Annotated in this window: 11 protein-coding genes; 4 read left to right on the top strand and 7 right to left on the bottom strand. The window is 40.2% G+C overall.

Going from position 1 to position 13,324, the window contains the following annotated elements:
* Positions 1-106: 106 nt before the first annotated feature.
* Entirely contained in the window at positions 107-1,888 is a 1,782-nt protein-coding gene (gene aspS / locus ABLB98_RS11040; protein ID WP_004664816.1) for an aspartate--tRNA ligase, read from the bottom strand.
* Between the two features lie 140 nt (positions 1,889-2,028).
* Positions 2,029-2,802 (bottom strand): DUF4184 family protein, encoded by a 774-nt coding sequence (locus ABLB98_RS11035; protein WP_348883026.1) that lies wholly within the window; start codon positions 2,800-2,802, stop codon positions 2,029-2,031.
* 135 nt (positions 2,803-2,937) lie between these two features.
* Between ABLB98_RS11035 and znuD the strand changes: the two genes are divergently transcribed.
* Positions 2,938-4,962 (top strand): zinc piracy TonB-dependent receptor ZnuD, encoded by a 2,025-nt coding sequence (znuD, locus tag ABLB98_RS11030; protein WP_348883025.1) that lies wholly within the window; start codon positions 2,938-2,940, stop codon positions 4,960-4,962.
* Between the two features lie 79 nt (positions 4,963-5,041).
* Positions 5,042-6,505 carry a phospholipase D family protein gene (locus ABLB98_RS11025; protein WP_348883024.1) on the top strand — a complete coding sequence of 488 codons (1,464 nt, stop codon included), beginning with the start codon at positions 5,042-5,044 and terminating at the stop codon, positions 6,503-6,505.
* 26 nt (positions 6,506-6,531) lie between these two features.
* On the opposite strand, the gene ABLB98_RS11020 is transcribed toward ABLB98_RS11025, so the two are convergent.
* Positions 6,532-6,981, bottom strand: a complete 450-nt coding sequence (locus ABLB98_RS11020; protein ID WP_171495713.1) for a hypothetical protein — start codon at positions 6,979-6,981, stop codon at positions 6,532-6,534.
* A gap of 168 nt (positions 6,982-7,149) precedes the next feature.
* Between ABLB98_RS11020 and ABLB98_RS11015 the strand changes: the two genes are divergently transcribed.
* Both ABLB98_RS11015 and ABLB98_RS11010 read left to right on the top strand, forming a co-directional pair.
* Positions 7,150-7,641 carry an RcnB family protein gene (locus ABLB98_RS11015; RefSeq protein WP_151790083.1) on the top strand — a complete coding sequence of 164 codons (492 nt, stop codon included), beginning with the start codon at positions 7,150-7,152 and terminating at the stop codon, positions 7,639-7,641.
* A 150-nt stretch (positions 7,642-7,791) separates the two neighbouring features.
* Positions 7,792-8,154, top strand: coding sequence for an RcnB family protein (locus ABLB98_RS11010; RefSeq protein ID WP_151790082.1), 363 nt, complete (start codon positions 7,792-7,794; stop codon positions 8,152-8,154).
* A gap of 41 nt (positions 8,155-8,195) precedes the next feature.
* Here the strand turns inward: ABLB98_RS11010 and ABLB98_RS11005 are convergent, their stop codons facing one another.
* The 4 genes from ABLB98_RS11005 to ABLB98_RS10990 all read right to left on the bottom strand — a co-directional run bounded on the left by ABLB98_RS11005 (position 8,196) and on the right by ABLB98_RS10990 (position 13,247).
* Positions 8,196-8,693 (bottom strand): phosphate-starvation-inducible protein PsiE, encoded by a 498-nt coding sequence (locus ABLB98_RS11005; RefSeq protein ID WP_005162200.1) that lies wholly within the window; start codon positions 8,691-8,693, stop codon positions 8,196-8,198.
* A gap of 122 nt (positions 8,694-8,815) precedes the next feature.
* Positions 8,816-10,597: an acyl-CoA dehydrogenase C-terminal domain-containing protein gene (locus tag ABLB98_RS11000; RefSeq protein ID WP_348883023.1), complete on the bottom strand. Its 1,782-nt coding sequence runs from the start codon at positions 10,595-10,597 to the stop codon at positions 8,816-8,818.
* Positions 10,598-10,758: 161 nt separating this feature from the next.
* Positions 10,759-12,561 carry an acyl-CoA dehydrogenase C-terminal domain-containing protein gene (locus tag ABLB98_RS10995; RefSeq protein WP_348883022.1) on the bottom strand — a complete coding sequence of 601 codons (1,803 nt, stop codon included), beginning with the start codon at positions 12,559-12,561 and terminating at the stop codon, positions 10,759-10,761.
* A gap of 332 nt (positions 12,562-12,893) precedes the next feature.
* Complete coding sequence (locus ABLB98_RS10990) at positions 12,894-13,247, bottom strand: heavy-metal resistance (RefSeq protein WP_348883021.1); 354 nt, start codon at positions 13,245-13,247, stop codon at positions 12,894-12,896.
* Positions 13,248-13,324 lie beyond the last annotated feature (77 nt).

Raw genomic sequence — 13,324 nt, 5'->3', positions numbered from 1 at the left:
AAAGCAGCTTATTATGCCATTACGCTGCATGATCGCAAAGTAAAACCATGTAATATAAAAAAACCCTGCATTAAGCAGGGTCTTATTCAGCAATCAATTGAAAAAATTACTTTTCTTCAGCTTTTGCTTTTTCACGTAAACGAATACCCAAGTCACGTAATTGATTCGCTTCTACTGGTGCTGGTGCTTGAGTTAATGGACATTCAGCAGTCTTCGTTTTCGGGAATGCAATCACATCACGAATAGAAGAAGCACCTGTCATGAGCATGATCAAGCGGTCAAGACCAAATGCCAAACCACCGTGTGGAGGCGCACCATAACGTAATGCATTCAATAAGAAGCTGAATTTTTCTTCTGCCTCTTCTTCACCAATACCTAAAGCTTCAAAAATCGCTTTCTGCATCTCTAAGGTATAAATACGCAGTGATCCACCGCCGATCTCAGTACCATTGAGTACCATATCGTATGCAACAGACAACGCAGCACCTGGATTGCTCTTCACTTCTTCAACACTTGATTTTGGTAGTGTGAATGGGTGATGCACAGAAGTCCATTTGCCATCATCAGTTTCTTCGAACATTGGGAAATCAACAACCCAAAGTGGTGCCCACTCGCAAGTTGAAAGATTCAAGTCATGACCGATTTTCACACGAAGTGCACCCATCGCATCATTTACAACTTTTGCTTTATCCGCACCAAAGAATACGATGTCGCCATTTTCAGCACCAACACGTTTTAATAAATCGAGTACGATTGGCTCGATGAATTTAACGATTGGAGATTGAAGACCTTCGATGCCTTTTTCAAGTTCATTGACTTTGATGTAAGCCAAGCCTTTAGCACCGTAGATGCCTACGAATTTGGTGTATTCGTCAATCGCACTACGTGGTAATGAACCAGCACCTGGTACACGTAAAGCGACAATACGACCTTTAGGATCTTTTGCAGGACCTGCGAAAACTTTGAATTCAACGTCTTGCATTAAGTCTGCAACGTCAACTAATTTCAATGGAATACGCATATCTGGTTTGTCAGATGCATAATCACGCATTGCATCGTTATAGGTCATACGTTCAAATTTATCGAATTTTACATTCAATAATTCGTTGAACATTTTAACCGTTAAGCCTTCCATTAAATCCATGATGTCATCGTCACTCATGAACGATGTTTCAACGTCGATTTGGGTAAATTCAGGCTGACGATCTGCACGTAGATCTTCATCACGGAAACACTTAGCGATTTGGTAATAACGATCGATACCACCGACCATCAACAACTGTTTGAACAATTGTGGTGATTGTGGGAGCGCGTAAAAGCTACCATTTGAAACACGACTTGGGACTAAATAGTCACGTGCGCCCTCAGGAGTTGCACGAGTCAAGATCGGTGTTTCAACATCGAGGAAACCGTGATCTTCAAAGTAGTTACGAATCAAGTTTGTAACTTTAGAACGGAAGCGTAAGCGATCTAACATTTCTGGACGACGAATGTCCAAGAAACGGTATTTCAAACGAATTTCTTCAGAAATATTGGTGTTTTCGTCATTCAATGGGAATGGAGGTGTTTCAGAAGCAGCTAAAACTTCGATTTCTTTTGCTAAAACTTCGATTTGACCACTCACCATGTTGGCATTTTCAGTACCTTCATAGCGACGACGTACACGACCTGTAATTTTTAATACAAATTCAGAGCGTGCTTTATCCGCAGTTGAGAAAGCTTCTGGTGTATCAGGATCAATGACGACTTGAACTAAACCATCACGGTCACGCATATCAAGGAAAATTACACCACCATGGTCACGGCGACGATGAACCCATCCGCATAAAGTCACTGTTTGATCGATTTGGGCTTCAGTTAAAGAGCCACAGTAATGAGTGCGCATCATATTGAATTATTTATCCAAACTATATTGGCTAGAAGGTGAATGCGTAAACAGCGCATCACCAATGAAGGGGAGATTATGCCTTGTTGAACATATTGTCTCAAGTCTTAATCATTTCAACAGAATTTTAAAGCGACGTTTTTTTAAAAAAATGATCTTGTTTGACCTTTTCGATCAAATAATAGTAGCAACAGACATGCTGCTGTAAAAACACAAAGTGCTGTTTGAGTAAATTCGTTAATTGATTTACCAATAAAAAAATATCGTTCGGTGTACCAGAGTTCTGATGAAATATGACGACTATAGTCCCAAATTGACAACAATCCAGCAACTGTTGAAATCATTAAGCTTGTCGTGATAAATCCTTTGATTTTAATCGGTACAGGTTGAGCTAGTTTATGTTTGATGTAATAGCGTTTGCACATCCAGAAGATAAAAGGTAAGGCGAGAATAGATGAAGCAATCTGCAAAATAAAATGTAATGGATAATGCAAACCAAAGAGAGAAATATCTTGTGCGAGTAAATCTTTAAAAGCGAAGGTTCGAAAGTCCAGATGGGTTAATCCATCCCAGATTAAATGTGTCGCTGTACCCAAAATAATCGCAAAGCAATTCATAAGACTAAAGCCCACTGCATCATCAAAATTGCTGATCTTTATGGGATCTTTTATACCCAGAAAACGATAACTGACAGGTCGATAAATGAGATACCACAAGAGACAAAAGAATAATCCAATCGGAAGATTGGGGAATAATATGCCAGACCACTGATGTGTTAATGCAATTGTTTCTTGAGTAAATAAACGATGCAGGTCTGGGGTCATACAGCCGATTGCAAGCGCTGCGACAGGCAAATGACCCTTACTCAATTTTGATAGAGGTGGTGCAAGAACAGCGTGAGAAAGAGTAAATGGCATATTCTTGGAACGTTATAAACATTGAATAATGGATCAGCAGTGTAGCAAATGTTTTTTGTGGTTATGTTTTTTATTGCAAAATAAATGAAATGTTATAATATAACAAAATATATTTAAGCTGATCTGAGACACGGCATGTCATTTTCTAAAAATATTTTGACTTTATCTATTTTAGCAATAGCCAGTAGTACCACCTTTGCAGAAGAGGAAACAAAGGTTCAACAACTTGCTACGATTGAAATTAAAGCGCACCCTTTAGAGCGAAATGCAGCCGATTTTGCTGTCGCAGATCATGTGGTTGAGCAAAAAGAGTTAACTGAAAAAAGTGTAACATTAGGTGATGCCTTAGCTGGTGAGATGGGGATACATACCAATCAGTTTGGCGCAGGTTCCAGTCGTCCAGTGATTCGCGGACAAGATGGTGCTCGAGTCAAAGTGTTGCAGCATGCCTCTGAAAATATTGATGTTTCAACCTTATCGCCTGACCATGCGGTCACGGTTGATCCATTATTAGCAAAGAAAATAGAAGTTATTCAAGGACCATCTACTTTACTGTACGGTGCTGGTACTGTAGGTGGTTTGGTCAATGTCACAGACAGCAAAATTCCGACACAGATGCCAGAAAATGGTTATGAGGGGAATGTTGGACTCCGTTATAACACGGGCAGTGATGAAAAATTAGCAAGCGCGGGTGTTACTGTTGGTTTAGGTGATCAAGTTGCATTACGTCTTGAAGGTCTCAAACGTGAAGCCAATGATTATATTGCACCTGATTATTTCCATGAAGGCGAAAAAGAACGCCGAGTCGATAATACTTTTGCCAAAGGGCAAACTATAAATATGGGTCTATCGTGGATTTATGATCGTGGCTTTACGGGTATTTCATATAGCAATCGTCAGGATCAATACGGCTTGCCAGGACATAGCCATGAATATGAAAGCTGCCATTTACAAGGTCTGAGTTTACATTGTGGTGATCACGACCCAAATGATGCGCATAATGCGGGACCTTGGATTGACTTAAAATCAGAGCGTTATGATGTTCGTACTGAGTTGGACAACCCATTTGCAGGCTTTAAAAAATTACGCGCACAAGCGAGTTATACAGATTATCAACATGATGAGATCGAAGAAGAGACCATCGCGACTCGTTTTAAAAATAAAGGTTATGATGGCCGCTTAGAGTTAGTACATAACCCGCTGGGTGCATGGGAAGGGGTCATTGGTACACAATATGGACAACAAAAATTAAAACTTACAGGTGAAGAAGCCTTTTTAGCGCCAAATACCACTAAAAAATGGAGTGTGTTCGCATTAGAACATGCACAACTTAATGATGTTCATGTTGAATTAGCTGCTCGCGCAGAACAGCAAAAAATTAATATTGATGATGCAACGAAAAAAGATTTCGACGGTTCGGCTTTTTCTGTTTCTGGTGCCGCCAATTGGGAGTTTGCACCAAACTACAAACTCTCGTTTGTTACTTCGCATCAAGAACGTTTACCTTTAGCACAAGAGTTATATGCTAATGGTGGGCATTTCGCCACCAATACCTATGAACTAGGGAATGATCAGCTTAAAAAAGAGCAGTCAAATAATGTCGAACTTGGTTTTCATTACGATGATAACAAGTTCGATTACCATGTACATGTCTACCATAACTGGTTTGACGACTACATCTATGCCCAAACTTTAGGTCGTTATAAAGATTTCCGTCTGGTGCAATATGCACAGGACAAAGCCAGGTTCTATGGTGCGGAAGCGGAAGCAGGCTATCAAATTTCACCGATCTATAAACTCGGTGTATTTGGTGATTATGTTCGTGGCAAGATCGATAATGAAAATGCACCACGTGTACCCGCAGGTCGTTTGGGTACAAAAGTGAATGCAGACTTTGATGATGGTTTTAGCGGTTCAGTTGAGTATTACCATGTATTCCAACAAGATAAGATCGCAGCTTATGAAACCGATACACAAAGTTATAATATGTTAAATTTGGGTGTGGCGTATTCAGGTAATTATGGCAATGTCGGTGATTACCGTGTATTCCTCAATGCTAATAATTTGTTGGATGATCAGGTTTATCAACATGCATCATTTTTATCAACCATTCCACAAGTTGGACGTAATTTTAGCGTTGGTGTGAACTTTAGTTTCTAATTTGTCACTCAAATCTTATTGAAAAATCAAAGTATAAGCTCTAGCCTTAGTCCATTAGGCTAGGGCTTTTTCTGTTTATATGCGCATCTTCCAAAGAATTCATCAAAAATTAAACTGGTCAGGTCGACGTTACATGGCAGTCATATTGAGTATTTTTGCGATTGGGTATATTGCTTCGGCAATTTATCACACTGTAAAACCACTCCCAAAAGGACTGGATTTTACGGGACAACTGCGCCATGCCAATGTGAAATTTTTAGCGGATCAAACTTATATGGATACGAAGGGTCAGCAACAGGTAGACCAGCATATTTTTAAAGAAATTTTTCAACTGATTGATCAGGCACACACCACAATTGTGCTGGATATGTTCCTGTTTAATCAGGAAGTTGGAAAATCTAAAGTTAAACAGATTCCTTTAACGCAGCAACTGACTAATGCATTGATCGCAAAGCGTCGTCAAGACCCAAATATTCAGGTGGTTGTCATTACTGATCCAATTAACTCGGTTTATGGTGGAATAACGCCTCAACACTATCGTCAGCTTCGTCAAGCAGGCGTAGATGTGATAGAAACAGATTTAAAACCTTTGCGTGCTTCAAATCCATTGTGGTCGGGTTTTTGGTATATCTGTTGTCAAAATTTAGGCAATAATCCTGAAGGTGGTTGGTTAAGTAATCCCTTTGGGAAGGATAAAGTAACCTTACGTAGTTATTTAGAATTGTTAAATTTTAAAGCCAATCATCGTAAAACCTTAGTGGTCGATACGGCTCAAGGTTGGAAGAGTTTAGTGACCTCAGCGAATCCTCATGATGGAAGTTCACATCATAGTAATGTCGCACTGGTCGTGGATGGCCCAACCGCGATTGATGTATTACAAACTGAGCAAACCGTCGCGAATATGTCACAAGGTTCAAGCCCTTTTGTGATTATGGGTGGGCTGGTGGAAGATAAGCGCTTGCCACAGGTGCAGCTACTGACTGAAAAAGCGATTTATGATGCTGTGTTGAAGATGATTCAATCTGCAAAAAGTGAAGAGCATTTAGACATGGCTATGTTCTATCTGTCTGAGCGAAATATTATTGAGGCGTTAAAACAGGCTAAACAACGTGGTGTAAATATTCGTATCATGCTTGATCCAAATAAAGATGCATTTGGTCGTCAAAAGAATGGTATTCCAAATCGTCAAGTGGCTTCAGAACTCAATGCGGTAGGCATTCCAATTCGTTGGTGTGATACATATGGTGAACAATGCCATAGTAAAATGCTACTCAAATATAACGCTCAGCAAGCTGAAATTATTTTAGGTTCAGCGAATTTAACGGCACGTAACCTGAAAAATTATAACCTTGAGACAGACATGCGCGTTTTAGGTTCAGCACAAGCACAAGTGTTTAAAGATGCAGGACAGTATTTTGATGCTGCTTGGAGTAATGCGAATGGTCGTCAGATCACGGTTGATTATGCAAAATATGCTGATGAATCAAAAATCAAATACTGGCTCTATCGTTTTATGGAGTGGTCGGGCTTATCGACTTTCTAAAAGAAAGAGGCTTTAAGCCTCTTTTTTTATTGTGGATTGGGTGGAATCAATTGATCTAAGTCCTTATCAGCCAATTGATCTAATTCACTTAAATCCGTTTTGATTTTCCACTGGCTTTCATTTTCCACAGGCGTTGGAAGTCGTGCTTCCAGCCAGTCACACACTACATCAGGACTAAACTCAGCATGATTACATTGAATCACCCAAGCTAAAAAGTCTTTCGCTTCACCATTCATATAAGGAGGAGGAGAGACAGGGAAGAATTGAGTGGGTAAGCGCTCATTGGTCGATAAGTAGTTCAGTACATGCCCAAGTTCCTGAACGGTCTGCCATGCCAGAGGATGCTCAACATCAATATTAAATTTAAACCACCATGCATGTTGACCATCTGTACCATGCGCCACGATTCTGGATTCTTGCACACTTGGAACCTTACAGAAAAATTGATAGAGACGATCAAAATTCATTTCAGACACTGACATTGCCTCAAAATTGAAAAATGGATTCTAGCATATTCTTAATCTGAGCAAGAAAATCCCTCCTTATTTCATCCTTGATTTGCCCTGAATGGTATCGAATGGTAACAGTCATTGCTGGTTTTTTACTCTAAAATAGAAATTAGGATTTGATGATGGGAGAGGGCAATCTTGCGATCTAAATACGATGTTTATGCTTTTATCAGTGTGTTGAGCTGTCTCCCCGTAATGGTCTACGCCGATAATGCCTGGAGCGGCTATAGTGGGGTGGAGCGCCGTTCCTCGCATCAGGCTTCGCCATCTTATCAGCAGCCTGCACAGGACCCATTTGCCTTTTCAAATCAGCGTTACACACCGACGGCACCACCCAAAGGCTATTATTATCAACCGAATCAAAATAATTATTATCCTTATCCAAGCCATCGACCGGGTGTTCGTATTGAATACTATCCAGAAACACAATATGAGCACAGCTATCGACGTGAATCATTTGTTGTTGGAAATGAATTACCCGGCGAGTTTCGTAGTGAACGCTATGTGATTCGAGATTGGGATTCATATTCATTGCGTGAACCACCAAGAGGTAGGCACTGGGTGATGGTCGATGGTCGTTATCTTTTGGTGACTGATGATAATTTTACGATTGAAATTATCCGCTGATTTTAAATGTTTTTTTGAATTTTATTCAAAATTGAAATCTCCATAATTTCTTGGTTTTCATTACAAAGTTTTGCAATGTCGCTGGATTTGTTCATGGTTTCTCCTTGAGTTTTTCTTAATCTGGATTCAGGTCAAACAGAGGATCAAACAATGAAAAAGACAGCAATATTACTTGTATCAACCTTAATGCTTGGTGTTTCTGCATCTGCGATGGCAGATTCCAATCGCTGGAACAATCATCACGATCATAAAGATCGTTACGATCATCGCTATGACCGCCATGATCATCGTGAAGCCCGCTGGTCAAATGGTGATCGTGGCAACCACTATGGTCAACGCATAAATCTTAAACGTGGTGAACGTTTACCTTCAGAGTTCCGTAGCAACCGATATATGATTTCCAACTATCGTATGCACCGTTTATATGAACCACCACGTGGTTATAACTGGATGCAGGTACAGGGCAAATATGTATTGGTTGATTCGAAATATCGTGTGTTCCGAGTTGCATAAAATACCTAAGAAAAAGCAGGCGAAATGCCTGCTTTTTTTATTTATGCAAGTTCGTCATCTTGTGGTCGTGGTGTCTTATTTGCAGGAAGTTGTTGTTCATGATCTTTACCACGAATCACCGATGGATAGTTCCACGAAGCAAAACGCACCACTAAAATGGCTAGGGCGAGGATTAAAATAGAACCCGTAATAATCACCTGATCCATTGAGGCTTTATGATTATGTTGAATATCTGCAATCAAGAGGCGAGTAAGTGCAGTGATTGCCACATAAATCAAAAAGCGCACCGGCATGTGATTGGTCTTGAAATAAATCCCAACCATCGCGCCCAGTTCAAGATAGATAAATAACAGCAGAATATCGTCAATGCTTGCGTATTGCTTAACGGTCAAAATTTCAATCACCGTATGCACGGCTGACCATGCGATCATACAGCCGATAATAAACAGTGCCAGATAATGAAATGCTTCAACCGCATAGTGACCTAAACGGTCGAATAGACGTTGCAGGTCTTCAAGTTTCTCTTTTGAACTAGACATGGAAATTTAATGTACTCAACATGATCATGAAAATGGATGCAATTTTTATGCTGATTTTATTATAGCCATAAAAAAACTGCCTAAACCAAATGATTTAGGCAGTTTTTAAAACCGAACTAGAATTAAGCTTGGTTTGTGAAGTAATCTTCGCTGAAGTTCATGATTAAGTCAGAACCTGCTTTAATCTTCGCAAGGCGAGAATCAAGTTCTGGCAAAATACGGTCAACAAAGTACTGTGCCAAAGCAAGTTTGTTTTGGTAGAAATCACCAGACTTATCTTTTGCAGCAGCAGCAATCTTAGCAAACATATAAGCAAAGCTAAGTAGACCAACTGCGCTTAAGTAATCTACTGCAGCAGCATTCGGGAAGTCTACATTTTCAGCAGCTTGCTCAATGATGAATTGAGTGATTGCTTCAATTTCAGTTGCAGCATCTAAAGTTGCATCTTTAATGAAGTTTAAGTCAGTGTCTAATGAATTGGCAAAATCACGGATCTCAGCAATATATTCAGCAATAAACGCACCGCCACACTTAATGGTTTTACGACCAATTAAGTCTTGAGATTGAACGCCGTTTGTTCCTTCGTAAATTTGAGAAATACGAAGATCACGGATACATTGTTCCATACCCCATTCACGGATAAAACCATGACCGCCAAATACCATTTGTGCATCTAAAGTTGCTTGGAATGCAGTATCTGTGAGGTAAGCTTTTGCAATTGGTGTTAACAGCGCAACACGGTCATTGGCTTTCTTCACTGCTTCTGCATCAGTAGAGAATTTAGTGATATCAAGCTGTTGACCTACATATACTGCAAATGCACGAGATGCTTCATTATTTGCACGTACATTCAATAACATACGACGAACATCACCGTGAACTAAGATGCTATCCGCAGGTTTATTTGGAGATTTAACACCAGAAGCACTACGACCTTGTAAACGATCAGTTGCATATTGAGCTGCATTTTGGTAAGCAAATTCAGAAGCACCAAGACCTTGGATACCCATTGATAAACGTTCATAGTTCATCATCACGAACATTGCTGCAAGACCTTCGTTTTCTTTACCAACGAGATAACCTTTTGCAGCATCAAAATTCATCACGCAAGTTGCAGATGCCTTGATCCCCATTTTATGTTCGATTGAGCCAGGACCAACAGGGTTACGCTCACCTAAAGAACCATCTGCATTTACAATGTATTTCGGTACGATGAATAAAGAAATACCACGTGAACCCGCTGGTGCATCAGGTGTTTTTGCAAGAACTAAGTGAATGATGTTTTCAGCGAGGTCGTGATCACCACCTGTGATGAAGATCTTAGTACCTGTAATGTTATACGTACCATCTTCGTTGCGTTCAGCTTTGGTTTTAATAATTCCTAAATCTGTACCTGCATGCGGTTCAGTTAAGCACATCGTACCTGACCATTCACCAGAGTAGATTTTAGGTAAATAGGTTTCTTTTTGCTCTTGAGATGCATAGCTGTTTAATGCCATACCTGCACCCACAGAAAGAAGCGGGTAGAGCATGAATGATGGATTGGTTGCGAATAACATCTCATCAGAAAGAACAGTCAGCATTTTTGGCATTGCCTGACCGCCCCATTCCTCATCAGCACCTAAGCCAATCCAACCACCTTCAGCGTATTGACGGAATGCTTCTTTAAATCCTGCTGGTGTGAATACTTCACCGTTAACCCAACGTGCACCTTCTTCATCACCAGTACGATTAAGTGGGTGAGTTACGTTTTGAGCAAATTTAGCCATTTCTTCTAAAATTGCTTCAGCAGTTGCAGCATCTACATGAGCAAGATTCTCATTAGACTGCCAAAATTGTTCTGCTTTAAATACATCATTTAAGATGAATTTCATGTCTGCTAAAGGTGCATTGTAAATTGGCATAATCGTTCCTTTTTACGCACAGGTTATGTGCAAAGTGATTAAATAAAACGAACAAACAAATTGAATAGTTTAAATTTAGCATTGATTAAACAAAAAAAGGACGGTCAAAACTGACCAGTCCTTTTTTTGTGATGAACGTTGCATCTCACTCTAATCTATGATTAGAACGCGAAGTGTTCCGCATCAAGTTCAAACAATGGCGCAACACCAGTTGAAAGTACATCTACATGCGAGCGAACACGTGGCAAGATCTTCTTGAAGTAGAAGCGAGCAGTCGCTACTTTAGCATTGTAGAAGTCAACATCAGTTGAGCCTTCAGCCAGTTTCTCCTGAGCAACAAGTGCCATACGTGCCCATAGGTAAGCAAGTGTGACATAACCAGAGAAGTACATGTAGTCAACCGCAGCTGCACCAACTTCATCAGGGTTTTGCATTGCACGCATACCGATTTGCATCGTGATATCGCCCCATTCTTTGTTTGCAGCAGCCAATGGTGCAAGGAATTCTTGCATTGCAGCATTGTCTTTGTTTGCTTCAACAAATTTATGGATGATCTTGGTGAAGTCTTTAAGCATTGCACCTTGAGTTTGCAATACTTTACGACCTAAAAGATCAAGTGCTTGAATTTCAGTTGTTCCTTCGTATAAGCAAGCAATACGTGTATCACGTACGATTTGCTCCATACCGTGCTCAGAAATAAATCCGTGACCACCAAATACTTGCACACCGTGGTTTGCAGATTCATAACCAGTTTCAGTTAAGAATGCTTTAGCAATAGGTGTTAACACAGATAAGATGTTGTCAGCAAACTTACGCTCTTCTTCAGTTTCGCCTTTTTCAACGACATCTGCATATTGAGCAAGTAAGTAAACAAGCGCACGACCACCTTCAGCAAATGCTTTTTGAGTTAAAAGCATGTTACGAACAGCAGGGTGAACAATAATTGGATCTGCTTCTTTTTCAGGTGCTTTAGGACCTGAAAGTGAACGCATTGCTAAACGGTCTTTTGCATATGCTAACGCACCTTGGAAAGAACCTTCAGATGCAGATAAACCTTGAACAGCAGTACCAATACGTGCAGTGTTCATGAATGTGAACATGCAGTTCAAACCACGGTTCTCAGGTCCAATCAAGTAACCTTTTGCTTGGTCAAAGTTGATGACACAAGTTGCGTTACCATGGATACCCATTTTGTGTTCGATTGATCCACAACGAACCGCATTACGCTCGCCAACAGAACCGTCAGCATTTACGTGGAATTTTGGTACGATGAACAGTGAAATACCTTTAGTGCCTTTAGGCGCGCCAGGTAAACGAGCAAGTACGATATGAATGATGTTTTCAGCCATGTCGTGTTCACCAGCAGAGATAAAAATTTTCTCGCCAGAGATTGCATAGCTACCGTCAGCATTTGGTTCTGCTTTAGTACGGATAATACCTAAGTCTGAACCTGCATGAGATTCAGTTAAGCACATTGTACCTGTCCAAACACCTGATACAAGCTTTGGCATGTAAATCGATTTTTGCTCATCAGAACCGTGATGTTCAATCGTACGAACAGCACCGTGAGAAAGACCAGGGTACATACCCCAAGACCAGTTCGCTGTACCTACCATTTCAGAGATTGCAATCCCTAAAGAGTTTGGTAAAGCTTGACCACCGAACTCTTCATCAGCAGAAAGAGATGGGAAACCAAGTTCGATATATTTTTGATATGCTTCTTTAAAGCCTGTAGGTGTCGTAACAACACCGTCATTCCATGTACAACCTTCGCGGTCGCCCACTTGGTTTAAAGGAGAAAGCTCATTTTCACAGAAATCAGCCGCTGCTTCTAAATATTGATCAACCAATTCGCGGCTTACGGTGCCTTGAAATGCAGGAAGTGTTGCGTAATGTGCTTCAGCATTTAATAATTCGTGCAATACGAACTGCATATCACGTAAGGGTGCTTTGTATTGTGGCATAGCATTTTCCTCAATACTGGTTAAACCAGAGTTATAATCTTAGTCAATGATAAATATACCCAAAGAGGGTAGCATTTTGTGTTGCTAATCGTGCAACAAGTTATAGTTCGGTACAAGCTTTAACAGGGCATTTCTTAGTGACTGTAAAGTCAAAGATAATCATAAAACTATGTTAAAGCGTATTGATTGTAGGTAGTTTGCGTTGAATTCGCTCGTAATAATATGCAAAAAATCGTAAGCAGCTGTGTAATTAAAAATAATTGGCTCTGCAAATAAATAAAAGGCGCTTGAGGCGCCTTGATAACGAAATAATATTATGTTCTTAGATAGGTTTAACGTTTGAATTGTGATCTCTCAGGCGTAAAGCGAACTTCACAAGTACCTTCAATTACACGATTATTCCACTGAACATTCACACGGTCACCAATACGTTTGCCCTGACAGGCTTTCTCGATCTGTGCTCTCTGTAGTCGATGTTCTTCACGCATTTGTTCTCGTTGTTCTTCACGTTGTTCGCGTTTAGCTTGCCATTCTGTACGTTGTTCAGGGGTTAGCGGTTGACGTTGCATTTCGTGGCGGTGGCGGTCATGATTCATTGCTTGTTCTGAAGGTGTTACTTGGCAGGCAGCCAAACCTAAAACAGAACCGAGAAGAGTTGTCATTAATACAACTTTTGTCTTGTTCATTATTTTATCCTGCGTGGTCAGTTAAGATTCGATTGTTAAAGATTAGATAATAAAGATGAAGAAAGAATGGAGAGTTT

Source organism: Acinetobacter yuyunsongii (genome assembly GCF_041021915.1).
Lineage (GTDB): Bacteria > Pseudomonadota > Gammaproteobacteria > Pseudomonadales > Moraxellaceae > Acinetobacter.
This window is presented reverse-complemented; position numbering and strand designations above follow the sequence as displayed.